Raw genomic sequence first — 25,017 nt, 5'->3', positions numbered from 1 at the left:
CTATTTTGTATAGATCCTATAAGAGATCCTCTTTTTTTCGAACAAAAGGAATGGGTCTTATTTGTGTGCCTTCATTTATGGTTTTCATTTTCAAGTTAATCACCTCTACTTTCCAATAATATGAATATAAATATTGAAATATGACGCTTTCCATGCTATAATAAAATCGATTCGGGGTTATAGCTCAGTTGGGAGAGTGCTTGAATGGCATTCAAGAGGTCAGGGGTTCGAACCCCCTTAGCTCCACCAAATAAAAAATGAGGCACTAAGTGCCTCATTTTTTATATTTTTGGCAAACCTCTTACTGGTCCACCAGCATCTGCTTTTACATCTAATGTTATTGGATCAGCTTTCTTATCGTTTGTTGTCTTATTATCATTCTTTCTTTTCTTTTCTGATTTAGAAGTCATTTAAATCATCCCTTTCTTATAAATTTAGTTTTAGCTTAACCATTTATTGTTTCTTAACCACTTACATGAATTGTTTATCAGTTGGATATCTATAGTATTATTAGTTTTTATTTTATTATTCAATAAAACAACACTTATAGTTTTCCATAATTTGAAGATACTAATAAAATAAGGAGGGATAAAATGAAAGATACAAATTATAAAGAAAAACTTGTTTCTGTACCAATCGAAAAACATGACACTGCATCCTGGGCTAACGTTGGAAACACAAAACCACTATCAAACGTAAGTATTCCTGATGAAACAGAGGTTATGAATGCTAAAGAATTTGTAGATTCAAATCAGAAATAATAAAAATCCCCAGAAGATGGGGATTTTTATTATTTTTAAAAGCTATTAGTGAATTAATACTGCATTTCAGCTAATCTCTTGTAGGTATTGTACCTTTCTTTAGCATTCTTTTCAGCTAAACTGAACATTTCTTCAGCTCTCTCTGGGAAAACGTTCTTTAATGAGGAGAATCTTATTTCACCTTCTAAGAAATCTTTATAGGAAGCTGTAGGCTCCTTTGAATCAAGAATAAATGGATTCTTTCCTTCTTCCTTTAAAAGAGGATTGTATCTGTATAAATGCCAATATCCTGCATCTACAGCTTTTTTCTCTTCTTTTATACTTGTTCCCATACCAAGCTTTATTCCATGGCTTATACATGGAGCATAAGCTATTATAAGTGATGGTCCTGGATACTTTTCCGCTTCAATTATAGTCTTAATAGCATGATTCATATTTGCACCCATAGCAATTTGTGCTACATACACATAGCCATAACTCATTGCCATCATTCCCAAGTCTTTCTTTCGAGTATTCTTTCCAGCTGCTGCAAATTTTGCTACAGCTGCTGTTTGAGAAGACTTAGATGCCTGGCCTCCAGTATTTGAATAGATTTCTGTATCCATAACAAACACATTTACATCTTCACCACTAGCAAGAACATGGTCAAGACCACCGTAGCCTATATCATAAGCCCATCCGTCTCCGCCTATCATCCAGAAAGATTTCTTAACAAGATAATCTTTTCTATCCAATATTTCCTTAACAATTCTATGGCTTGAATATTTAACATCGCTTAATATATTAACAACCTTAGCACTTACTGCTTTTGATACATCTCCATTTTCTTTATTGTCAAGCCATTCCCTGAATACTGCCCTAACCTCTTCAGGTAAATCTGATTGTAAACCTTCAAGCATTAAATCTTTGATTTTATTTCTTATTTGATTTGCACCAAGATACATTCCATATCCAAATTCTGCATTATCTTCAAATAAGGAATTCGCCCAAGCAGGTCCTTTTCCTTCTTTATTGGTTGTATAAGCTATTGAAGGAGCACTTGCACCCCAAATTGAGGAACAACCTGTTGCATTTGCTATCATCATTCTCTCACCATACAATTGAGTCAATAACCTTATATATGGAGTTTCTCCGCAACCTGGACATGCTCCGTTAAACTCAAGAAGAGGTGTTATAAATTGACTGCCTTTTAAAGTTGTTCTATCCATAACATCTTCTTTTGGTGTAAGTTTAATTGCAAATTCCCAATTATGTTCCTGTTTTACAATTTGCTCTTCAGCCGGCTTCATTATTAGTGCTTTACCAGGAGCTGGGCAAACATCTGCGCAGCTTCCGCAGCCAGTGCAATCCAGCGGTGCAACTTGAATTCTATAAGTATAGCTTTCAAGGCCTTTGCCAACCGCTTTTTTACTGTAAAAGGTTTCAGGAGCATTCTTTTGTTCTTCTTCTGTTAATAAGAATTGACGAATAGTAGCATGAGGACATACATAAGCACATTGTCCGCACTGTATGCATTTGTCTATTTGCCATTCCGGTACATTTGGAGCTATTCCTCGTTTTTCATAAGCTGTAGTTCCAAGAGGATAAGTACCATCTTCCATACCAACAAAAGCACTAACCGGAAGTTCATCTCCTTCATGTTTTGCCATTGGACGCAGAATATTATTTATAAAATCAGGTTCTTCTTTAGCTGCTTTTGATTCATCCTTAGCTTCTGCCCAATGTGTTGGTACATTAACCTTTTTAACTGCATCTATTCCCCTATCAACAGCAGCCTTATTCATCTCAACTATCTTTTCGCCTTTTTTTCCATAAACCTGCTCAATAGAGTCTTTTAAATATTTTACCGCATCTTCTACAGGTATTACATTAGCAAGCTTAAAAAAGGCAGCCTGCATTATCATATTTATTCTCGCTCCAAGACCTATTTCCTTTGCAATTGATATTGCATCTACTATATAAAAATTAATATTATTTTTAGCTAAAAATCTCTTCATGTAAGCTGGAAGCTTTTCTTCAAGCTCAGTCATATCCCAAGGACAATTTAATACAAAGGTTCCTCCTTGCTTTAATCCCTTTAATACATCTATATTGTAGATGAAAGATTTATTGTGGCAAGCTATATAATCTGCACTGAATACTAAATATGGAGATCTTATTGGCTGCTTTCCAAATCTTAAGTGAGATACTGTACTTCCACCAGATTTTTTACTGTCATAGGAAAAATAAGCCTGTGCATATAAATCTGTATTGTCTCCTATTATTTTTATAGCGCTCTTGTTAGCACCGACTGTACCATCTGAACCAAGTCCCCAGAACTTACAGTTTATTGTACCTTCTGAACCAGTATTAATTATTTCCTCCTCTGGAAGTGAAGTATGTGTTACATCATCAACTATTCCTATTGTAAACCTATCCTTCGGATTAGCACTATCTAAATTTTTGAAAACAGCTAATATTTGCGATGGTCTTGTATCTTTTGAGCCTAATCCATATCTTCCACCAACTATTAATGGACTATTATCCTTCTTATAAAATAACTTAGCTACATCTAAATACAATGGTTCACCAAGAGAACCTGGCTCTTTTGTTCTATCTAATACAGCTATCTTCTTAACTGTTTTGGGCAGAACATCAAAGAAATATTTTTCAGAAAAAGGTCTGTAAAGATGAACTTTAATCATCCCCACCTTTTCTCCTTTTCCTCTCAAGTAATCTATTACTTCGCTTATAGTATCGCATACTGAACCCATGGCTACTATAATTTTTTCAGCATTTGGATCTCCATAATAGTCAAAAGGATGATACTCTCTTCCTGTAATATTTTTAATCTCCTTCATATAGTTTTCAACTAAATCAGGTATTGCTAAATAAAATGGATTTGAAACTTCTCTTCCTTGGAAATAAATATCTGGATTTTGTGCTGTACCTCTAGCTACGGGATGTTCCGGATTAAGCGCATTATCTCTGAAGGCTTTAATAGCATTATGATCTACAAGCCTGTTCATATCCTCATAATCTATTACTTCTATTTTCTGTATTTCATGTGAAGTTCTAAATCCATCAAAGAAATGCAGGAAAGGTACTCTTCCTTTTATAGCACTTAAATGAGCTATAGTTGCCATATCCATAACTTCCTGAACATTACTTGAAGCAAGAAGAGCAAAACCTGTCTGCCTTGTTGCCATAACATCTTGATGATCTCCAAAAATAGATAATGCGTGCGCTGCGATAGCACGAGCACTTACATGAAATACTGCTGGTAAATGCTCTCCAGCAATTTTATACATGTTTGGAATCATAAGGAGCAGACCTTGTGAAGCTGTATATGTTGTTGTAAGTGCTCCTGCCTGAAGGGAACCGTGTACTGCTCCTGCTGCTCCTGCTTCTGACTGCATTTCTGCTACTTTAACAGGCTGGCCAAACATATTTTTCTTGCCATGAGCTGCCCATTCATCAACTCCTTCTCCCATAGGAGTAGATGGTGTAATAGGATATATGGCAGCAACATCTGTAAACGCATAAGATACATAAGCAGCTGCCTGATTACCATCCATTGTTTTCATTTTTTTTGCCATGTAACTAATCCTCCTTCTATATACTAAAAAATTATCTAAATTTATTTTCTCAATTATTATTTGAAAGATGAGGAATAGTATACATATTATTAGTAATATTTCCCTAAAGATTTAATATTTTAAAAAAAAATATCATCACATATTTATGATGATATTTACAGCATATATTGCTAATTAATCTTCTAATAGCCTGTCCTTGATATCTGCTGGATTATGAACGTAAGGAACTTCAATTCCCCTAAGCTTAGAATCATTTTTACTTAAAACAAGATATTCTATATAAAGATTGCCGCATTTTACAGCTCTGTCTATAGTTTTTTGTACAATTTCTATACCAACAATTTTATTAAATTTTTTTTCAAAAATTTGTTTTTCAAAAGGAAAATCATACTTTTTTATTGTTATCTTTCCACTGCTAAAGTCAATTGTAGTTACTCTCCCCAGCTCATAAAATAAAATTAAAAATCTATAAAGTGCTATTAATAGCAGAATAAAAAGTACAGCCATTACTATGTAAACTAGTACCATAGATACAGTACCTAAAATATCTGCTTTAAATATTGAATCAGTTATATGATATTTATTTGCAACATATTTACGAACCTTATCACTGGCTGCATAAAAAGCTGCAGCTATTGCAACTATTATTAATTTTTTGATTAATACGTCTAAAATTCCTTTAATGCTTGTTTTTAAAACTATAGTTTCTTTGTCCATAAATTTTCCCCCAATATACGTTTATTGTAAATCGTGCCAATTTTATTATAACATAAAAATGGTAAATGCAAAATTTAATTTTACAAAAATTTCTTGCACTTACCATTTTTATATTATAAGTTTATTTATCTTTATCTGCTAGTTTGTTTTCAAAGCTTTCAACTGCATTTTTTACAAAGTTTCCGCCAAGTGCACCACCATAGGCACCACAAATTTTTGAAGGCACATTGCCCCAATAATTATCTTTAGGTAATTGTACTCCATCCTTTATAGCTTGTTCTAATCTATGATTTTCTGGCATAATTGTTACCTCCTTATATTTTTATTCTCTAATATTATCTCCAATAAAACTGCTGCTTAAATTATTATATTTGAATTCTATTAAATTTCTTTTTAATAGACTCGAATAAAAAATGAGAAGGCTCAGCTTATTCTTAACCTTCCCATTTTTACTATTCTAATTTTAAATCTAAAATTTTATTCTCGCCATCTCTAATTACTTCTATTTTAATAATATCTCCTTCATTATGTTTGCTTTTTATTGCATTAATATCATCTACACTAGAAATTTTTTGTCCATCAATTTTAACTATAATATCTCCATCTTTCAGACCTGCTTTTTGTGCTGGTGAAGCTGCCTGAACATCTTGAATATAAACTCCTACAGACAGATTATACTGTTTTGACAGCTGTTCATCAATGTCTGTACCAGAAATTCCTATTTTAAGTATAGGTTTAAGCAAACTTTCAATCTTAGGTTTTATAGAATTTATAGGGATTGCAAAACCTAAACCTTCAACACCGTTTCCACCTAACTTTGCTGTATTTATACCAATAACCTGTCCATTCGAATTTACAAGAGGTCCCCCGCTGTTTCCTGGGTTAATAGCTGCATCAGTTTGTATAAGAGTAAGAGTTTTGTTTTCAATTTCTACTTCTCTATTTAATGCACTTATTACCCCCGTAGTTACAGAACCTAAAAATTCCTTTCCCAATGGATTTCCAATAGCTACTGCCAGTTCTCCTACCTCTAGGCTGTCAGAATCTCCAAACTCAGCTACTCCAGGAATCTCTACATTATCAGTTATTTTAACTACTGCCACATCCATATTAGCATCGTAGTTTACAACTTTTGCATTAACCTCTTTACCACTGCTTAATATTACTTTTACCTGCTGTGCTCCTTCTATAACGTGATAATTTGTAAGTACATAACCTTCCTTGCTAAAGATTACGCCTGAACCTATTCCTTCTACTTCCTGCCCTTGAGTATATCTGCCAAATTGATTTTGCACAGTACTGATGCTCTTAGTAGCAACCCCTACTACTGCAGAAGCTACTTTTTTTACTATACTGGATACTCCAGAATTAGTAGTTGCAGACACAGTTGTTAAAGACACACTGCTACCTGTATTCTTGGTTTCAGAACTATTTTGTAAATTGTTTTGTGCATTACTTTTTAAACTATTTTGCATACTGCTTTCAATACTTTTGTATAATGGTGTATTTTGTAGCAATGTAGAATTAGGAAGTACATATAGAGTACCAAAAGCTGCCGCTCCTCCTCCTATTGTTGAACAAACCAATCCTACAGCTATGTAAGATGCTATTTTTTTCTTCAGTCCCATGATTTATTACCTCCACATATATGAATTATATTTATCAATTTTATATTCATATGATAAGGAAGTTTTTTGACAATTTAATGTAATCTATGTTAACAAAATTAAAACAAAATATTATAAATTTTTTACATATTAACAATATATACAAATAAAATAATTATTTTATTCTAAATTTGCAGGTTACTAATATAAATATAATAACTAAAGGATAGGAGGGATTAAGATGGCAAAAAACAAAGACAAGAAAGAGCCTAAGAAAAATGACAATAAAAAATCATCCGGCAACACTTCTAAAAATAATTCTAAAAAAAAATAGCTTTTATTTTTTACACTAAAAAGCTGTATTTGAATTTCAAATACAGCTATATTTTTAATAATAATAATTTCTTGATTTTCTTCTTGAACTTTTAATTTTTAGTATTAACAGCAATACTAAAATTATAGCCATAACTACAGCTAAAGAAACACCTAAATAAAGTAGTGTATTCTGCTTTATTATATCTTTTGTAGATATTGTTGTGTATAGCTTATAGTTTTTTAAAGCTTCTCTTTCTTTAAGCTCAAAAGTTCCTATAGCCTTCTCTGAGTTTAAATTCCATACACTAAGATTTTCTATATTATAATTTTCTTTAACTTCAGCTTTATTTACGCTGTTATCATAATATTTAACATCCTCACGCAGAATTATTGGAACTTCTACCTTTTTCTCTGGTCCAAAGAACTTAAAAGGCTTATAATTTATAGTTTCAATCTTTACCGTATCTCCGCTTTTATGAAGTGTAACAGGCTGTGCATTATAACTCCAATCAATAATTTTTTTCATATCCTCGAATACCGCTGTATCTTCGCTGTCATAGACAGATTTCATTACTACACCAGCCATTTTCCTACCATTTCTTTCAAAAAAAGCAACAAGAACTCTTCCAGCCTGGTCAGTATACCCTGTTTTACCGCCTATACATCCATCAATACCAAGAAGCTTGTTCCAATTTTTTATAAACATCTTAGCGCCAGTTGAAGTGTTTATCTCACTTTCTTTTTTAGCCATTGTTTCTCTTACCCAATCATTTTTAAAGGCTTCTCTTCCTATTACGCTTAAATCATAAGGTGTAGTATAATGCTCTGGATTATGCAGTCCATTTGCTGTTACAAAGTGAGTATTTTTTAATCCTAATTTTTTAATTCTTTCATTAAGCAAATCAGCAAATCTGGCACTATCACCACTAACACTATCCGCTATCATATAAGCAGAATCATTAGCCGAAAATATTAAAAGCGCATCCAAAGTATCTTCTGCACTCATACTTTCTCCAATCTGCATTTTGTGCAAAGTTTTATCTATTGAATAAGGCGGCTGATTTTTTGCACTTTCAGTATATTTAATTTCATCTGATTTACTTTTATTCTCTGCAAACACTAATCCTGTCAAAAGCTTTGTAGTACTAGCAGGATAATATTTTTCATCTATATTATTTGCATAAATAATTTCCCCTGTGTCTATATCTATAGTTATTCCTGCTTTACCTTCAATTTTAGGCATTTCGCTGCCTGCTGCTCTTACATTTCCTATTCCAGTAAAAATCAATATTGAAGCTAATAAAAAACTTAGTGAAGCACGTTTCATTCTGCATCTCTCCATCTTTAGAAATTTTTTACCCTAATTAGTATATCATCTAAAGTTTTATTGGACAAGTAAATATGACTTGTAAAATTTTTAAATATAGATACTTCAAAATAGTTTGTTTAAAAGAAAAGATTAAGAAACTATATTATATTGCATAATTTAATCATTTAAATTATAATTTATATAAAACTGAGTAATCTTTTCTACATATAAACAGAAATTTAAAGGTGGTGTATAAATAATGAAAAAATTTATTATAACCTTTTTAAGTATTTTATTATTAATAACAGGTCTTACTGCTTGTAGTACATCAAAAATAGAAAATAATCAAAAGGTTTCAGTCAGCGAACAATCTAAATCTGAGCCAGCTTCTGTTTCTGCTGATACTTCAACGAAAGATAACAAAACAGATAAACCTACTGAAAAGCAAAATTTAACAACTTCCTCAGGTATATATGTTGGTCAAATAGATGGAAACTCTGTTGAAATTAAAGTTGACAACAAGCCTACAGCCTTTTATTTCTCTGATGCAGTAAAAGAAAGTTTTGATTCTAATGCTTACAAAGAAGGTTGTAAAGTAGAAATAACTTATTATAAAAATAATAATGGACAAACCATTTTAAATAGCATTAAAATTAAATAAAAATTTCTAAACCACCATTAATGATGTATAATATAAAACAATAATAAATCTGCTGAGATTAGTTTCTCAGCAGATTTATTATGCTATTGTAGTATATCCATTTGTTCTTTTCTGTGTTCTTGTTTTTCTTTCAGGTTTTGAAGTGCTTGAGGATCCATATGATCAGCGTTATGTTTTATATAACCTTCAGCAAAGGTATAGTTTTTCTTTAAACTTTCAAGCTGATCACCAGTATCATTTTTAGTATTATCCCCATATACTATTGCATTTTTAAGATTTTCTATCTGCTCTTCTCTTGCATTTTGCACTTCATACACATGAGGAAGTCTATCTGGATCTCCAATATCTGAATGCTGCTCTAAATGTCTTTCTGTTCTTGTTTTATTCTCTACTAAATTTATAAGATCATCTACTCTTCTTGCATTTTCGCGTTGCTGTGCTTTTTTTTGAATTTCTCTATCTTTATGGCTCATGCAAAATCACTCCTTTTAAACTATTCATTAATATTGTTGCTGTTTAAAAGATTAAAATACTATTTAATTTTTACCAAAATGACCAAATTTCAAAATTTTTCTATAATTATTTCAAAAACTAAATAGCTATACTGATAAATATGGATTATCTTTTTTAAGCAAAACGAACGGACTGTTGAAAAATCAACAGTCCGTAATTTATATAAACATAACCATCATATCGTAATAATCTTCAAGCATATACTCATTATATTCTTTTTTACCCATGAGTCTATATATTACATCGCTTTTCCTGTAACCTTCCTTATAAAGCTTAAGTTCTTTAAAATATTTCTTAGCTTTAGTTTTATTAAGACTCAATAACTCAATTAGTTCCTCTATTGTATAAAAATCCTTAGATAAAATTCCTTCAAGTTTATCCTGCAGCTCAAGTTTATACTCTATATCAATCTTACTGTTTCTATGCGGACCTTCTTTACCTCTGTGATGCTCTGGACATAAACACTTGTAATTTAAAGGGAAATCCAATCCCCCTTCATTCTTATGAACAATGTGATGAATGTCAGCTTTTCTACCACATATTTCACACTTATACAATAACAACCCTCCCTGATTTGTTTAGAAAGACTTTTGAACTTCCTCTGTTTTGTTTTATGAAGCCCAGCTTAAAAAGCCGTGTCTCAATATTTGTTATAAGTTGTGAATTACTTAATATAATTATATCATATTTATATAGAAATATTGACACTTTTAAAAAAATTTCTACTGAAACAGCATAGTTTCCTATTATTTATTTTGAAAAAATTCAAAATAAATAGTGGTAAGATTAATTATAAAATATATCCTTACCACTTTTACCATCATTCAATTTATCATTAATAAAATCTCTTATTAGCTCTGCAACTTTTTCAGGCTTTTCCTCTTGAGGCCCATGACCGCAATCATTTAAAATAACAAGTTTTGAATTTTTAATATCTTGGTGAAGTCTAAAAGCATCACTTACTGGTATCCACTTATCTTCTTTTCCCCATATAATCAAGGTAGATGATTTAATATTTTTAACTTGTTCGTAATTAAATTCTGTATAACTTAAATTTTTCACAAGTTCGATAAAAGCACTAAAACCACCTTTTGTATTCATAGTTTTATAATAAGAGTCTACCATTTTTACATCTACAATTTTATCATCAAAAACTGCCCATTGAGCTATTTTTTTTATAAAATTTCTCGTAATACATTTTTTTAAAATACTCGATATTACCTTGTATCTACTCAGCCTTACTAAAATTCTCATCATCTTTTTGTTTTTCATATAACCAGCACTATCAATTAACACTAGTTTGCTTACTTTTTCAGGATATTTAACAGCAAAATCCAGTGCTACTTCACCACCAAGAGAATTTCCTACTAAAACTGCTTTATCCATATTAAAATATTTCATAAGACCAACAAGTTGATTAGTAAATACATTTATACTATACTCACCTTCAGGCTTATCAGAAAAACCAGTACCTTTAAAATCTACACCAAAAACATGAAATTCGCGTGATAATATATCTAAAACTGCTCTCCATGTATAAACGCATGCTGCAATTCCATTAATAAATATAATATTTTTTCCTTTTCCTTTTTCAACTACAAAGTTTTTTACTCCTTCTCCATCAAAATCTATAAACTTGCCACAGCTTTTAAATATACTTTTCTCTGCCATCTGTTTTTCATCAAAAATTGTCTTTTTTATCATGTCTTTCACCTTTAACATTTAATAGCAATAATATTATTTACATTAGGGTATAAAATAATATAACTGAAAGTATAATATATTTTATCTTTAAATAATATACTATTTACAGTATTATTTATAAGGAGGCATCAATTTTGGTCAGATATAAAAAAAGAAGCTTTATAAGAAGTCTTATATTTAGATATATAGATGATGAAATAACCGCCATGGCTTCTCAGCTTGCTTACAGCCTTCTATTATCTTTTTTTCCATTCTTAATACTTCTTATGACTCTTATAGGTTACAGTTCAATAAAAAGTGAAGATGTGATTAAAGCTCTAGGAACAATTCTTCCTGCTGAAGTTTTAAAACTTATAAAAAACACTATATCAGAGGTTGTAGATACAAAAAGAAGCGACTTATTATCCTTTAGTATGATAACTACTATATGGACTGCCTCAAACGGTTTTAATGCTGTAATAAGAGGATTAAACAGGGCTTATGACGAAAAGGAAAAAAGACCTTATTGGAAAGTGCAGCTCACAGCTATGCTGTGTACAATAGGTCTAGTTTTAATTATTATTATTACCTTTGCTCTTTTAGTATTTGGTGAATTAGGAGGAAGACTATTAATAAATAAATTAAAATATACTGCTTCTTTAGAATTTTTAATGGATTTCGGAAGATATACTGTTGGATTGATTGTCATGATAATAGTTTTTACAGTTGTATACAGATATACTCCAAGTAAACGTCTTAATTGGAAAGAAACCTTACCTGGAGCTATTTTTACTACAATTGGATGGACATTATTGTCTTTACTATTTTCTTTCTATGTAAATAATTTTGGCAGTTATTCAAAAATTTACGGAAGCATTGGAGCAGTTATAGCACTTATGTCCTGGCTATTTATCAGCTCAATTATAATATTAATAGGGGGAGAAATTAATGCAACCTTAGCCTATAGAAAACTTGACCTTGAAAAGCATAAAGGAAAAAAATATTAAAGCCTGCACTTACTTGTACAGGCTTTAATATTTTTACATATGGGAGCCATTATCACTTTGTCTCATAGCCCTTGCTTTTGCATGAACTTGAGCTTCATTTCCTGTATCCTTATAACCAGTTTTAGAATTTAAACTATTAAAATCTTTATCCTGTCTTGATTGTAATTTTGCTTCTTCAGCAAAAAATTTTCTCTTATTCTGAGCCATAAAATCATCTCCTTTAAGTTTAAAAGTCTCCTTTATTAGATTACCCAGAAAGAAAACAACTTATATATAAAAAATTTAATAAAAGAATTTTAAAAACTTGTATATAATAAAAATTTGTATTATCAAAATAATCGGTATTCCATATACAAATTTAAAATGCCTTGTTTTATGACGAAACAGATTCATTCCTATTAAAATACCAGGACTTCCAAATAAAAGTGCTATAATAAAAAGCTTTTGTTCAGGTATTCGCCAATAACCTTTTCTGGCTTTTCGTTTATCTGAATACATAACAAAAATAGCCAAACTATTTATAAGCAGCAAATAAATCAAAATTATTATCATCTTATCCCCCTACTTGAATAAAAATATTTTTATTATTAATTATATGTTTATTATAGCATCTATTATTTATTTTCTTTAATATAAATTATAAAAGGTGCAAATTATTGCACCTTTTAAACTAGTTTGTTCCCTTTTTCTTATCTGTTAGTCTTAACAATGTCAGAACTATTCCTATTAAGGAAATAACACCAGCAGTTCTGTAAACAAAACTCATAGCATATATAAATACATCTTCTCTCCCTTTAACAAAACTGTTTACTGGATAACCAATTTTAGAACTCATTCTGTTATAAAGCAATGTTAATGAAAATGCAATGCCAAACACCATTCCTAAATTTCTAGTGAGAGCATTAATACTTGCTGCAATACCGAGTTTATGCCTTAAAGCTGTAGACATCACAAGAGAGTTATTAGGAGACTGGAAAAGCCCATTTCCTATTCCAATAATTGCAACTCTTAATATGATGGATAAATAACTTGAATTTAAATTTAAAAAAGACATAGATATCAATCCAAGAGTAATCAATACAAGTCCTATCAAAGTTAAAATCTCACTTCCTATTTTATCTGATAAATATCCGCTGATAGGTGCAACTACTGCTACAAAAATAGGATAAATCATCATAAGCAGTCCAGCTTTTTCAGAAGATATATTAAGAGCACTCTGCAGATAAAAAGGATGAATTATATTTGTACAAAATAAAACGGTAAAAGATATAAATGCACAAAATATGCTTACTGTAAACAATTTGTTATGAAACATTGTAAAATCAACCATAGGATGTGCTACTCTTTTTTCACAATAATAAAATAAAATAAAACTAATAATAGCTGCTATAAAACTAACTATTATGTATTTATTTCTCCAACCCATTGTTTCAGCACTAAGCATTGCCCAAAACAAAGCTACTATGCCAAATGCAAAGATTAAAGCTCCTGCTATATCAAAACTCTCCTCGTTTATTTTTATATCCTTTGGAAGTAGTTTTGCTCCAAGAATAAAAGCAGCAATACCAATTGGAATATTAATCAAAAATATGGATTCCCAATTAAATGCCCAAACCATAATTCCTCCTATAGGGGGACCAAGCATTGTACCTAGTGCAACTGTAGTACCAGAAAGTCCTAAAGCTCTTCCTCTTTCATTCTGTGGAAATACACTTGTTATAATTGCCTGACTGCAGGACATGGTCATTGCTGCTCCTATGGCTTGAATAACCCTTGACATGATGAGCATAGCAATTGTCTTTGATAACCCGCAAAATAAAGAACCTATAGAAAATATTAAAAAACCATATTGATAAACAAGCTTTTTTCCCTTCAAATCAGCTATTCTTCCAAAAATCAATATACTGGAAGATATTACTATTAAGTAGCTGGTTACTATCCATTGAATGGCTCCCATACCAACTTCTAGCTTTTCTGCTATCGTTGGCAGTGCTACATTAACAATACTGCTATCTAAGGTTGACATAAAAGGACCTAAAAGCACAACGGACAGTATAAGCCACTTTCTATTATTTACTTCTCCTTCGCTATATATCAACTTCTAACCCTTCTTTCCTTTTATATTCTTCAGTCTTTACTTTAAGCAAATAAACTTCATAACAGACCAAAATAACAAAAGAAACAGCATACAGATTTATTTATCTAATTGCTGTTCCTTTTGTTATTAAAACTCTGCAGTTCCTGTAGTTCTAGGGAATGGAATTACGTCTCTTATATTTGACATTCCTGTTATATACATTATTATTCTTTCAAAGCCAAGACCAAAGCCAGCATGCTTAGTTTCACCATATTTTCTAAGCTCTAAATACCACCAATAGTCTTCCTTTTTAAGTCCAAGCTCATCCATTCTAGCTTCAAGTACCTCAAGTCGTTCTTCTCTTTGACTTCCGCCTATAATCTCTCCTACTCCTGGAACTAATAAATCCATAGCTGCTACTGTTTTTCCATCTTCATTCAATCTCATGTAGAAAGCTTTAATATTCTTAGGATAATTTATAACAAAAACAGGTTTTTTAAAGTATTTTTCTGTAATATATCTCTCATGCTCTGTTTGAAGGTCAATTCCCCACTTAACTGGATATTCAAACTTTTCTCCACTTTTTTCAAGTATTTCGATAGCTTCAGTGTAAGTAATTCTTCCAAAGTCAGAACTAACTACATTATTTAACCTTTCAAATAATGTATTATCTATAAACTTATTGAAAAATTCCATCTCTTCCGGAGCATTTTCCATAACGTAGTTTATTACATATTTAACCATGTCTTCAGCTAATTCCATATTGTCTTCAAGTTCTGCAAAAGCTATTTCCGGCTCTATCATCCAAAACTCTGCAGCATGTCTTGCAGTATTAGAATTTTCTGCTCTAAAGGTTGGTCCAAAGGTATACACATTTTTAAAAGCTAAAGCAAAGGTTTCTGCATTTAACTGACCACTTACAGTTAAGTTTGTTTCTTTTCCAAAAAAATCCTCTTTATTATCTATATTACCCTTTTCATCTCTTGGAGGATTGTTCATATCTAAAGTTGTTACTCTAAACATTTCTCCTGCACCTTCAGCATCACTGCCTGTTATTATTGGTGTGTGAACATAAATAAAGCCTCTTTCCTGGAAAAACTTATGTATAGCGTAAGCTGCCAGAGAACGCACCCTGAAAACTGCTGAAAAAGTATTTCCTCTTGGTCTTAGATGAGCTATTGTTCTTAAATACTCAAAACTATGTCTTTTCTTTTGTAACGGGAAATCAGGATGTGATAATCCCTCAATTATTATGTTCTTTGCTTTAAGCTCAAAAGGCTGTTTTGCCTCTGGTGTTACGACAAACTCTCCCTCTATTGTTACAGAAGAACTGATTGGAAGCTTGGAAACCTCTTTATAATTCTCTAAATCACTCTCAAATACTATCTGTAGATTTTTGAAAAAGGTTCCATCATTTAGTTCTATAAAACCAAAAACATTAGACGCTCTAATTGTTCTTACCCAACCAGATATTCTTATTATCTTTCCTGAATACTTTTCCGTTTCTCTGTATAACTGTTTTACAACTACATTTTCCATAACTTATACCTCCTGCCTTCTATTATTTTTTAACTATATTAGTAATATTTATGTGAAATAAAAAACTTTCGTCACAAAAAAATGGGACGAAAGGTTAACTTACTCCGTGGCACCCAAATTGCTTAAAAATAAGCCAGCTTTACACCATTACTAGCTTTCTTTAAATCCACACTTATAGCTGCCCATCTCTTCAATATTTTTGAATATTAAACGATTATTTTCATTATATTAACTTATTAGTAATATGTCAATATGAAATATCTCTGATTTTACTAATTGTTTTCCTTGATAAATAAGTTTATATATAAAGTACATATTGTTAATAATATCCCGGATATTGAAAATAATATCTGCATATTACTAAAATTAAAATTAAAAAAAGTAACTCCATTATCTCCAAGAAGAGTTAAAATCCTGGAGCCTACTATTGTGCTTAAAAACCCTAATAATCCTCCAACTGCTGCATTTAAACCTAGATACATAGTTCGTCCTTCCTTAGGAGAGAATAAAAACTGTATATTAAAAAGAGCAATATTTATTCCTGCCCAAGCCATTCCGCCTATAACATGAAGTAACGGAACCAAAAAAATCACAGTTATGTTATTTACAAATAACCATAAAAAATGACATACAGCCAAAAGCCCAATGGAATATTTAGTACATGTAACCCAGGACTTGTTATCTGCAATCCTTCCCCAGATTGGCACTATAAACATTCGTACTAGTGAGCTTATAACACCCATTACCATAATATACATATAACTTAAATTTAATCTGGTAACCATATATACAGAGAAAAAAGGTCCAGCTATCTGAAGTGCAATGTTCCATGTTATAAACAGTATAATTATTAGCCTAAACTTTTTATCTTTAACAGGTTTAATAAAAATATGTTTTAATTTTATATCATTGTTTATTTTTTCAATGACAGGTTCCTTAATATAAGTTAGAAAACCAAAATTACTAACACCTAAAAATATAATAATTAAACCAAGTATTACAAAACCACTGATTTCATTATTATTCTGTTTAAATATATCTAACATCTTTCCCAAAACAAAAGTAATTACTGTAATAAAAGCGAGTGAAAAAGCATCTTTACGTGCCAAATAGTTCCCCCTGATATTTACAGGTGTCAAGTCTATTAACCAATTAGAAAGAGCTGGAGTAATAAACGCTGATAATGAATAGGCTAATCCATAGATTACAGCTAATAAAGCAAGCCTCAATGCTGTATTGCTTGTAAATAATGGAATAAAAAACATAATTCCAAGCAGCAGCCTAAAAATCAAGCACAGCAGGCTAATTAAAAATTTTCTACGATGAAGTTTTTCGAAAACTAAAGATGAGAACATTTGCGCTACACCTGCAAAAACAGGTATAGCCCCTATTATTCCATTAAATTCATCAGAGGCACCCATATAGTTTGCTAAACCTGATAAAAATGCACCAGTTGTAAGGAAAAAAACCCCCATACCAGTGCTACCTTCAAAAATAAATAACTTTCTTCCTCTCTCATAATCCCTTCTATTAAGAATTGAAGAATTGAAGTAGGCTTTATGTAATAATTGTTTAAATTTCATACAATTTTCCTCTATTTTAATTATTTTATTACATTATAGATTATAGATTACTATTTCAGCCACTTCAATATGGTATTTTTACAATTAATCAGGCAAAAAACTAGAACTAAGCACAACAATGCTTAGTTCTTATAAAACTATATAAGTTTTTCCAATATTTTATTGCTTCTTTCTATAAACTTAGCCATCTCTTCTGCTCCCAGCTGTTTATTTCCTATAAGTGCTAAATCATATATATGCTCGCAAATAAGCTTTATATCTTCTTTTTTATCCTCGTTATTACTCATATCAAGAAGGGCATTAATAAGTTCACTGTTTTTATTTATTACCAAAGTTTCTTCACTTGGAAACATATTCTTAACATCCATGCCTCTAAACATTGCACTCATTTCCTGCATTCTTCTTGAATGCTCAGATAAAAGCATTATAGCAGGTATTCTTGTTGCCTTAAGGCTCTCTACCTTAATTGTCAATTTGTCCTTGCCTAAATTAGCTTTAAACATATCTTCCAGTTCTTTAGCTTTACTTTCATCCACAGCAGCTTCATTATCCTTAAGTACATCAGAAAGGTCTGAGTCAATCCTGTTAAACTGAACTCCACTTTCCTTCATCTCTAAGAAATTAATAAAATGACTGTCAATTGCAGAATTTAATATTATAGCCTCTAGATTATTTTCCTTGAAAAGTTTAACATATTGAGCCTGCTGTACCTCATCATTTACATAAAAAACTTTCTTTTCATGTTTTTCTTTATTTCTTTCCAGATATTGCTGCAAAGTTATATACTCTTCATTTGTAGTTTTAAAGATTAAAATATCTTTTACTTTGTCATAAAAGCTTTCATCTCTCATGCAGCCATATTTTATAAATACATTTATATCATCCCAGAAACTATTATATTTATCCCTTTCTTTTTTGAACAGTTCAGTAAGCTTATCTGAAACTTTCTTAGTAATATGCTTTGAAATTTTAATAACATTAGCATCCTTTTGAAGAAAACTTCTTGATACATTAAGAGGCAAATCAGCACAATCAATTACTCCTTTTAAAAGAAGCAGAAACTCTGGTATGATTTCCTTTATATTATCAGCAACAAATACTTGATTGTTATAAAGCTTAATCTGACCTTCACTAGCATCCAGCTCATGCTTTAGCTTTGGAAAATAAAGTATCCCCTTCAAGTTAAATGGATAATCTACATTTAAATGTATCCAGAATAAAGGTTCCTTAAAATCTTTAAATACCTTTGTATAAAACTCTTTATACTCTTCATCTGTACAATCCTTTGGATTTTTTGTCCAAAGAGGTTGAGTATCGTTTAAAGGTTTTCTATCTTCCTTCCTTTCTTCCTTTTCATTCTCTAAGTATATTTCTACTGGAAGAAAAGAACAATGTTTTTCAATTATCTCTCTAAGCTTATACTCATTTAAGAATTCCTTTCCTTCTTCGTCAAGGTATAACGTAACGGTTGTCCCTCTTTCACTTCTTTCAGAAGCTTCAAGCTCATATTCTGTACCACCTGTACATCTCCACTTAACTGCCTCTGCTCCTTCCTTAAAAGACAATGTATCTATTTCTACTTTCTCTGAAACCATGAAAGATGAATAAAAACCAAGTCCAAAGTGTCCTATTATTTGATTAGCTTCATCCATCTTATCCTTATATCTTGATATAAAATCTTCAGCTCCAGAGAAAGCAACCTGATTTATATACTTTTTAACTTCATCTGCAGTCATTCCTATTCCATTGTCAATAAATTTAATAGTATTATTATCTTTGTTATACAATACTCTTACTTCAAATTTTGTATCTGCATTTATATTTGCTTCACCTATAGAAGCCAGTCTTTTTAATTTACTAATAGCATCACTGGCATTACTGATAAGTTCTCTTACAAAAATATCCTTATCAGAATACAACCATTTTTTTATTATAGGAAAAATGTTCTCAGTATGAATGGAAATATTTCCATTTTCTTTATACATGATTGATATTCCTCCTTTGTTCTTCTAAATTTCATTAAATATTTTATAACTATAATTAATCTGTGTCAATATATGGTATATTAATCTTCTTGACATAAATGAAATACAAACAAAGAAAGCCTATACCTTAAACTTAAGATACAGACCTTTCTTTAAATTTACTTTAAACTATTATATATTTTTTCTAAATTATCTTTCATGCTTTCTAAATAATCCTTATTATCTTCTCTGCTTTCAATAGTATATATTTTCTCCACCTTAGCTCCAACTTCCTTAGCCAAAGTTTCAGAAACTTTAGGGCTTGCTAATTCTTCCATAAAAATCACTTTAATGTTATTATTTTTGCTGTAATCAACTAAATCTTTCATCTTTTTAGGAGTAGGTTCTCCTTCTGCAAACACATCCTCTACACTATTTTGTTTTAATCCAAAGTCTCTGCACAAATAAGCAAAAGCAGCATGACCTGTTACAAAATTTTTGTTGCTTACAGTTTCAAACTTTTTCTTATATTCATTATATAATTCATCAAGCTTTGTAGCAAATTCATTATAGTTTTCTTCATAAAAAGCTTTATTTGCAGAATCTACTTTTACAAGTGCATCCTTTATATTTTTTGCTAAAATTTTAGCTTCCTTTAAGCTTAGCCAAATATGAGGGTCATACTCACCATGTTCCACTTCTTCATTTTTAATAACCTCTGCATTTTTTGAAGCATTAACAATTTCTAAACTCTTATTATCTACTGCAGTCAAAGTTTTTTCTGCCCAAGCTTCCATGCCTAATCCATTATATATAAACACCTGAGCTTTGCTTAAACTTTCCATATCTCTTGGCTTAGGCTCAAAATCATGTGGTTCCATACCTTCTGGAACCATAACCTTAACAGATATTTTATCTTTTCCTACAGCTTCAACAAATTCTCTTAAAGGATTAAAGGACACTACAACAGAAACTTTACTGTTATTTTCATCTTTTATAGTAGTGCTTATTTCATTACTATTGCCTATTTTATTATTACATGCTCCTAAACAAGAAGACATGATAATTATCAATGCTGCTTTAATAAATTTTTTAATCATAAATACACTCCTTATTATACGTTAATGCAAATGATTTGCATCTACATAATAATATACTGGTATTTATAATTATTGTCAATATGGATTTTATACATACAATTATGTAAGATTAGTAAAATTACTCCCAGGATTCAATGTTTTCAGTTCCATCAAATTGAACTACTGCCCACTCGATTGCCTCTCTGCTATCCTCAAATTCCTTATTAGTATTGCTGACATAAGCATACCCTTCCTTATCATCTACCGCTTGAATAAAAAGCTCTAAATCTTCACCTATTATGTTTATTTCTCCATTATCTTCAAGATACTCTGCCATTTCTTCTATTAATAATTCTTCATCCATTTATTATTCCTCCTTAATAATTTTTTATATTTTCTCTCATATTTATTTTCTTATATATATTACATATTATTTGAAAAAATTATGCATAAAGCATAATAAAAAAACATATTAGTGGAAAAATAAAGTGTATAAAAATTTAAACTCACGGAGGACTAAGCTATGAAAGAACATTATAGTGTAGTATTGATGTATGATGAATACAATTGTGCAGTTAAGCAGATAAGCAAAAATACTTATGATCAAATCAAAGGCATGCAAAAAAGAGGAGAAAGTGATGAAACTATTATAAAAAGTTTAACTGAAATTAACACTATGGAAGACAATATAGTTATTAATGGAGCTACATTAGATATGGCTGAAAAATGTGCACAGGATGAAGGTCAAGACTACGTTGTACTTCAAGCTTTCAGAAGTTAAAATTTTTTTCTTCTGCGACGCATTAACGTCTGAACGCTTTTCATTAAGAAAACAGGAAATAAATCTTCCTGTCCCACATTTTTCATTAAATAATATTAAAAATCCAGGGCTTACCCTGGATTTTCCTATTTTTTCAAATCTTCTAATTGTTTAAGTGCAGTTTCAACCTGCAGCTTTGAAGTAAGGAATTCAGTCTTGCCATCTACAAATACAGCATAAAAGTCTGTATTGTAATTTACAAAACTAATTACAGTATTTTTCTTATCTCCCTGATTTAAGGTATAGACTATTCTTATATCTGGCTTTTCCTGGAGCTTTTTATCATTTATTCCCTCTGCTTTAAGACCTATAATAGCTTGATAGAACTTTTTAAAGGAATCTTCCTGAACCTCTTTATCATTAACCTTGTAGGTAGTTACAGTTTCATCCTTCTCTCCCTCTTTTTCAGCCTTTTTTGTTGTTCTTGACAAGCTTAAAACATCTTTCTGTGAACCTTGTTCTATATTAATACCATCAACTGTATCAATGGATGGAAGATAAACCAATTTATCTACTATATCAAATGGCTTTACATTTAAAGCTTCCATATTAGATTTTTCCATACTGTAAACTTCTGGAGAACCAGCTACCTTAAAAGCAACATGCTGTTCATCTATATCTTTTCCAAAATAAAGATGAAGTTCACTTTTACTATCTTTAACTAAGAGTTCTAAGCTTGGCTTATCCAGTCCATATTTTGTTAATTCCTTAGCTGTGTCATTTATAAAGCTGCTTATTTTCAGCCCTCCTATAGCTGTTTTAAGCTCTTCAAATTTATCACTATCTACTCCATGTGATGATGAATAAGGTTTAGTTAATAAAAATGCATTTAAACCATACTGCTTTTCCTGCTCATTTTGACCTTCATTAGCTTTTATCTCAATAATTTCACCATTAAAGTTGATAATTTTAAGATACTTAAGGTCTGCAGTATCTATAGAAGCTAAGTCTTTACTTCTTAAATCATTTATTGAGTAATTTAAAGCTTGAGCTGTTGTCCCTGATACTGTATATACATCCTTACTATCCTTAAGTATTATATAATAGGTACTGACTTCAGGAGTTTGATTACCTATATAGATAGTCTTTGAGCTTCCGTCATTTAGATATGCTGTTGCCTGAGCTTTAGGATTTTTCAGTCCAAAATTTTCAAGGTCAGAGGTTTCCTTCTGGACTAATTTTTCTGCATTTAATGCTGTAAAACTGCTTACTATAGTATTTATCATATTTTCGTCTACTTTTAAATTTTGTTTTCCAGAAATAACCCATTTGTTATCATTCTTTTCTAAAGAAAATTTTCCACTTTCATTAGTTACATCTATTTTATTTATGTTGGCACTATCTAACTTTAAAAGCTCAATACTTTGTTGAGTGCTTTCTGTATTTTCACTAACATTGTCCTGTGGTTTTTTACTTAAATAAAAGTACGTACCAATTAATGCTCCCAAAATTATTACTAATGCAAAAACACGCCAAGACTTTCTCATCTGTGTCTCCTCCTAAGCCATACAGTAATTCCCATTATCATAATCACCGCTGGAATAAGAATTACCACAACACCTGATAATAACAGCTGCTGAAGTACGTTTATCATAAGACTTTCCGTAGTTAAACTCTTTGGTCTTATAGATACGCTGTCTTTTTTATCTTGAAGCCAATTAAAAGAATTCATAATGAAATCAATATTAGCTCCATTGGTTACTGAATTAACATTATCTTCCATGAAGGTAGTACCACCTACAACAACCAGCTTTGTGTTTCTTCCTGCAGTTGTATCTTCATCTGTTATTGCCACAGCAATATTAAGAGGTCCCTGTATATCATTAGCTTCTTTAACTATTGAAGTTGCATTTAAATTAACCTTTGCCCAAGAATTTTTTGTTGTAGAAAGTAGTGGTTCAACTTTAACAGTACTTCTCTTTAATTCTATTGTATCTATACCTTGGGAAACAGGCATTAGTACAGGCAGCTTACTTGATTTTAAAGAATTAACAATATCATGTGTCTGCATTTCTGGCAATAAATCTATAGGCTGCTGAACTACATTTTGAACTTCTCCTTCAACAGCAAGTGCGTTTTGAAGTTTAACTCCATAAAAGGATAAAAGCTCGCCAAAGTTAGGAAGAGTTTCTTTAGTTATATCCATAAATAAAGCAGCACGCCCTCCGCTTGTTAGGAAAGCTTTAATTTTTTCCAATTCTTCCTTAGATAAATCTCTTCTCGGAGAAACAACAACTAAAGTGCCTTCTTTGTTTAACTCCGTACCTCCCTGCAATAAATTAATTTCTTTAATAGTATAATTCTCAGCCTGCAGCTGCTTTGTTATACTATCTCCTAAACCTTTTTCTTCATGACCAGCTAGCGTATATAAAATCTGCTCTTTATCTGAATTTACATATACAATAGCATTAGTAAGCTGCTGCTCTGCTGCAAAAGAGTCTACTTTTTGCTGACCATACTGGTCATAGCTTACGTTAAAGAAATCATAATAATCAATAACCTTAAACTTGTTTCCGCTTTCAACTACAATACTGTTAACTCCCACTGTTTGACCGCTCTTACTATACTTTTGAGTTATTTGAGGATTTTTAATAGGATCTTTATATTCTACTGTAATTTTATCAGAAGCAGCTTTATATTTATCTAATATAATTGTAAAATTTTTATTTTCGCTGCCTGCTTCGAAAAAAGCAATAATCTTTGTATCATTCTTTAAATCTTTTAATATTTTATAGCTTTCTTCCGAAAGTGAGTATATTTTCTCTTTAGTTAAATCCTTCTTTATATTAATTTTACCAGCAACAAAATTAACTACGAGAAGGATGGCAAGTACTAAAGCGGTAACTGCTGTAGAATATGAGCCGTATTTAAACTTCTTAGTTTTAAACGAGTTTTTTATATCTAATTTCTTCATAAATTTTCCCTCCTTAGCTCCATCTTCTCTTTTCTATCATTTGTATAGCCAAAAATATAAAGGCTATATTAAAAGTTATATAATATACAATTGAACTGACATCAAGTACTCCCGAACCAAAATTTTCATATCTGTTTAAAAGAGAAAACCATCTAAAAAACTTTGGCAGTAAGCCCTCAAATAAGGCTGCTTTCTTAACATATAATACAATGATTGCAGCTGCTCCCGCTACAGCTATTGCCGCAGGAATAACTATATTTTTTGTAGATGTGTAAACTATAAAAGCCATTCCTAAAACTAGAATAGCAGCAAAAACAAGACCGGCTTTAGCTCCAGATGGTAAACCCTGCTGAATCCAATCTATAATCCATATAAGCAGCAATATACCAAAGGAAGAAACCGCAGCAACTACCTGATTTTCTGTTAATGAAGATACAAAAACACCAATAGATATAAAGGCTGCCCCCATAAGTGTAAATCCTATGTAAGATGCTGCTATTTCTCCTACAGGAAGCTTACCATAAGCACTTAAAATTACAGGATATAAAATAGTAATAGCTAATGTAACAAGAAATAAAGCAACTGATGCAAGATATTTTCCAATTACTATCTCGCTTACGCTAAGAGGAGAAGTGAGCAGCAATTGATCTGTTTTTTGATGTCTCTCCTCTGCTAAAAGCTTCATTGTTATTATAGGCACCAATATTAAAAATATAAAGGTAATACTTGAAAGTACACTGCTGTAAGCTGAACTGCCTGGAATTATGTTATAATTTGCAAAAAAGAGACCACATATAAATAAAAACACACCCATAAATACATAGCCAGTTGCTGAGTAAAAATAGGATTTAAATTCTTTACTAAATATAGATAACATCTTTTTCTCCCCC

General features: G+C 31.0%; 24 protein-coding genes and 1 tRNA gene. 5 read left to right on the top strand and 20 right to left on the bottom strand.

The window, feature by feature from the left end; translation table 11 throughout:
- Positions 1-173: 173 nt before the first annotated feature.
- Positions 174-249 (top strand) — tRNA-Ala (locus M2651_RS10725).
- A gap of 32 nt (positions 250-281) precedes the next feature.
- Here M2651_RS10725 and M2651_RS14365 read toward each other — a convergent pair.
- Positions 282-410, bottom strand: coding sequence for a hypothetical protein (locus M2651_RS14365; protein WP_286207987.1), 129 nt, complete (start codon positions 408-410; stop codon positions 282-284).
- Positions 411-593: 183 nt separating this feature from the next.
- Here M2651_RS14365 and M2651_RS10720 point away from each other — a divergent pair, with 183 nt between their 5' ends.
- Positions 594-761, top strand: coding sequence for a CDIF630_02480 family spore surface protein (locus M2651_RS10720; RefSeq protein ID WP_252132348.1), 168 nt, complete (start codon positions 594-596; stop codon positions 759-761).
- Positions 762-814: 53 nt separating this feature from the next.
- Here the strand turns inward: M2651_RS10720 and nifJ are convergent, their stop codons facing one another.
- The 5 genes from nifJ to M2651_RS10695 all read right to left on the bottom strand — a co-directional run bounded on the left by nifJ (position 815) and on the right by M2651_RS10695 (position 8,305).
- Positions 815-4,339 (bottom strand): pyruvate:ferredoxin (flavodoxin) oxidoreductase, encoded by a 3,525-nt coding sequence (gene nifJ, locus M2651_RS10715; RefSeq protein ID WP_252132347.1) that lies wholly within the window; start codon positions 4,337-4,339, stop codon positions 815-817.
- 174 nt (positions 4,340-4,513) lie between these two features.
- Positions 4,514-5,056, bottom strand: a complete 543-nt coding sequence (locus tag M2651_RS10710; RefSeq protein WP_252132346.1) for a YdbT family protein — start codon at positions 5,054-5,056, stop codon at positions 4,514-4,516.
- A gap of 121 nt (positions 5,057-5,177) precedes the next feature.
- Positions 5,178-5,357: a small, acid-soluble spore protein, alpha/beta type gene (locus M2651_RS10705; RefSeq protein WP_252132345.1), complete on the bottom strand. Its 180-nt coding sequence runs from the start codon at positions 5,355-5,357 to the stop codon at positions 5,178-5,180.
- 151 nt (positions 5,358-5,508) lie between these two features.
- Entirely contained in the window at positions 5,509-6,684 is a 1,176-nt protein-coding gene (locus M2651_RS10700) for a S1C family serine protease (RefSeq protein ID WP_252132344.1), read from the bottom strand.
- Positions 6,685-7,051: 367 nt separating this feature from the next.
- Positions 7,052-8,305, bottom strand: coding sequence for a D-alanyl-D-alanine carboxypeptidase family protein (locus M2651_RS10695; protein ID WP_252132343.1), 1,254 nt, complete (start codon positions 8,303-8,305; stop codon positions 7,052-7,054).
- 241 nt (positions 8,306-8,546) lie between these two features.
- Here M2651_RS10695 and M2651_RS10690 point away from each other — a divergent pair, with 241 nt between their 5' ends.
- Positions 8,547-8,948 carry a LytA/YqiH family protein gene (locus M2651_RS10690; protein ID WP_252132342.1) on the top strand — a complete coding sequence of 134 codons (402 nt, stop codon included), beginning with the start codon at positions 8,547-8,549 and terminating at the stop codon, positions 8,946-8,948.
- An 83-nt stretch (positions 8,949-9,031) separates the two neighbouring features.
- Here M2651_RS10690 and M2651_RS10685 read toward each other — a convergent pair whose 3' ends face one another.
- The 3 genes from M2651_RS10685 to M2651_RS10675 all read right to left on the bottom strand — a co-directional run bounded on the left by M2651_RS10685 (position 9,032) and on the right by M2651_RS10675 (position 11,165).
- Positions 9,032-9,421 (bottom strand): hypothetical protein, encoded by a 390-nt coding sequence (locus tag M2651_RS10685; RefSeq protein ID WP_252132341.1) that lies wholly within the window; start codon positions 9,419-9,421, stop codon positions 9,032-9,034.
- Between the two features lie 198 nt (positions 9,422-9,619).
- Positions 9,620-10,018, bottom strand: a complete 399-nt coding sequence (locus tag M2651_RS10680; RefSeq protein ID WP_252132340.1) for an HNH endonuclease — start codon at positions 10,016-10,018, stop codon at positions 9,620-9,622.
- A 229-nt stretch (positions 10,019-10,247) separates the two neighbouring features.
- Positions 10,248-11,165, bottom strand: a complete 918-nt coding sequence (locus M2651_RS10675; protein WP_252132339.1) for an alpha/beta fold hydrolase — start codon at positions 11,163-11,165, stop codon at positions 10,248-10,250.
- A 134-nt stretch (positions 11,166-11,299) separates the two neighbouring features.
- On the opposite strand from M2651_RS10675, the gene M2651_RS10670 reads away from it, so the two are divergent.
- Positions 11,300-12,151, top strand: coding sequence for a YihY/virulence factor BrkB family protein (locus M2651_RS10670; RefSeq protein WP_252132338.1), 852 nt, complete (start codon positions 11,300-11,302; stop codon positions 12,149-12,151).
- Between the two features lie 33 nt (positions 12,152-12,184).
- Here the strand turns inward: M2651_RS10670 and M2651_RS10665 are convergent, their stop codons facing one another.
- The 8 genes from M2651_RS10665 to M2651_RS10630 form a co-directional block, all read right to left on the bottom strand.
- Positions 12,185-12,358: a hypothetical protein gene (locus M2651_RS10665; RefSeq protein ID WP_252132337.1), complete on the bottom strand. Its 174-nt coding sequence runs from the start codon at positions 12,356-12,358 to the stop codon at positions 12,185-12,187.
- Positions 12,359-12,433: 75 nt separating this feature from the next.
- On the bottom strand, positions 12,434-12,703 hold the full coding sequence (locus M2651_RS10660; protein WP_252132336.1) for a DUF1294 domain-containing protein: 270 nt from the start codon (positions 12,701-12,703) through the stop codon (positions 12,434-12,436).
- Between the two features lie 118 nt (positions 12,704-12,821).
- A complete protein-coding gene (locus M2651_RS10655) occupies positions 12,822-14,249 on the bottom strand; it encodes an MFS transporter (RefSeq protein ID WP_286207986.1) in 1,428 nt (475 codons plus the stop codon).
- 126 nt (positions 14,250-14,375) lie between these two features.
- Positions 14,376-15,767 carry an asparagine--tRNA ligase gene (gene asnS, locus M2651_RS10650; protein WP_252132335.1) on the bottom strand — a complete coding sequence of 464 codons (1,392 nt, stop codon included), beginning with the start codon at positions 15,765-15,767 and terminating at the stop codon, positions 14,376-14,378.
- A 272-nt stretch (positions 15,768-16,039) separates the two neighbouring features.
- Entirely contained in the window at positions 16,040-17,350 is a 1,311-nt protein-coding gene (locus M2651_RS10645; RefSeq protein WP_252132334.1) for an MFS transporter, read from the bottom strand.
- A gap of 137 nt (positions 17,351-17,487) precedes the next feature.
- A complete protein-coding gene (gene htpG, locus M2651_RS10640; protein ID WP_252132333.1) occupies positions 17,488-19,335 on the bottom strand; it encodes a molecular chaperone HtpG in 1,848 nt (615 codons plus the stop codon).
- A 158-nt stretch (positions 19,336-19,493) separates the two neighbouring features.
- The gene (locus M2651_RS10635) at positions 19,494-20,414 is read right to left on the bottom strand and encodes a metal ABC transporter substrate-binding protein (protein ID WP_434062144.1); all 921 of its coding nucleotides are present in this window, start codon (positions 20,412-20,414) and stop codon (positions 19,494-19,496) included.
- Positions 20,415-20,532: 118 nt separating this feature from the next.
- Positions 20,533-20,757, bottom strand: a complete 225-nt coding sequence (locus M2651_RS10630) for a hypothetical protein (RefSeq protein WP_252132332.1) — start codon at positions 20,755-20,757, stop codon at positions 20,533-20,535.
- Between the two features lie 159 nt (positions 20,758-20,916).
- On the opposite strand from M2651_RS10630, the gene M2651_RS10625 reads away from it, so the two are divergent.
- Positions 20,917-21,174 carry a hypothetical protein gene (locus tag M2651_RS10625; protein ID WP_252132331.1) on the top strand — a complete coding sequence of 86 codons (258 nt, stop codon included), beginning with the start codon at positions 20,917-20,919 and terminating at the stop codon, positions 21,172-21,174.
- Positions 21,175-21,299: 125 nt separating this feature from the next.
- Here M2651_RS10625 and M2651_RS10620 read toward each other — a convergent pair whose 3' ends face one another.
- The 3 genes from M2651_RS10620 to M2651_RS10610 are packed head-to-tail and all read right to left on the bottom strand — an operon-like array spanning position 21,300 to position 25,004.
- Positions 21,300-22,700, bottom strand: a complete 1,401-nt coding sequence (locus M2651_RS10620) for a DUF4340 domain-containing protein (protein WP_252132330.1) — start codon at positions 22,698-22,700, stop codon at positions 21,300-21,302.
- Complete coding sequence (locus M2651_RS10615) at positions 22,697-24,127, bottom strand: GldG family protein (RefSeq protein ID WP_252132329.1); 1,431 nt, start codon at positions 24,125-24,127, stop codon at positions 22,697-22,699. The genes M2651_RS10620 and M2651_RS10615 overlap by 4 nt, the downstream gene beginning before the upstream one ends.
- A gap of 13 nt (positions 24,128-24,140) precedes the next feature.
- On the bottom strand, positions 24,141-25,004 hold the full coding sequence (locus M2651_RS10610) for an ABC transporter permease (protein ID WP_252132328.1): 864 nt from the start codon (positions 25,002-25,004) through the stop codon (positions 24,141-24,143).
- Positions 25,005-25,017: the final 13 nt, after the last annotated feature.

Source organism: Clostridium caldaquaticum (assembly GCF_023806125.1).
GTDB classification, from domain to species: domain Bacteria; phylum Bacillota; class Clostridia; order Clostridiales; family Clostridiaceae; genus Clostridium_AT; species Clostridium_AT caldaquaticum.
The sequence above is the reverse complement of the archived record's forward strand: the minus strand, read 5'-3'. Positions and strand labels throughout refer to the sequence as shown.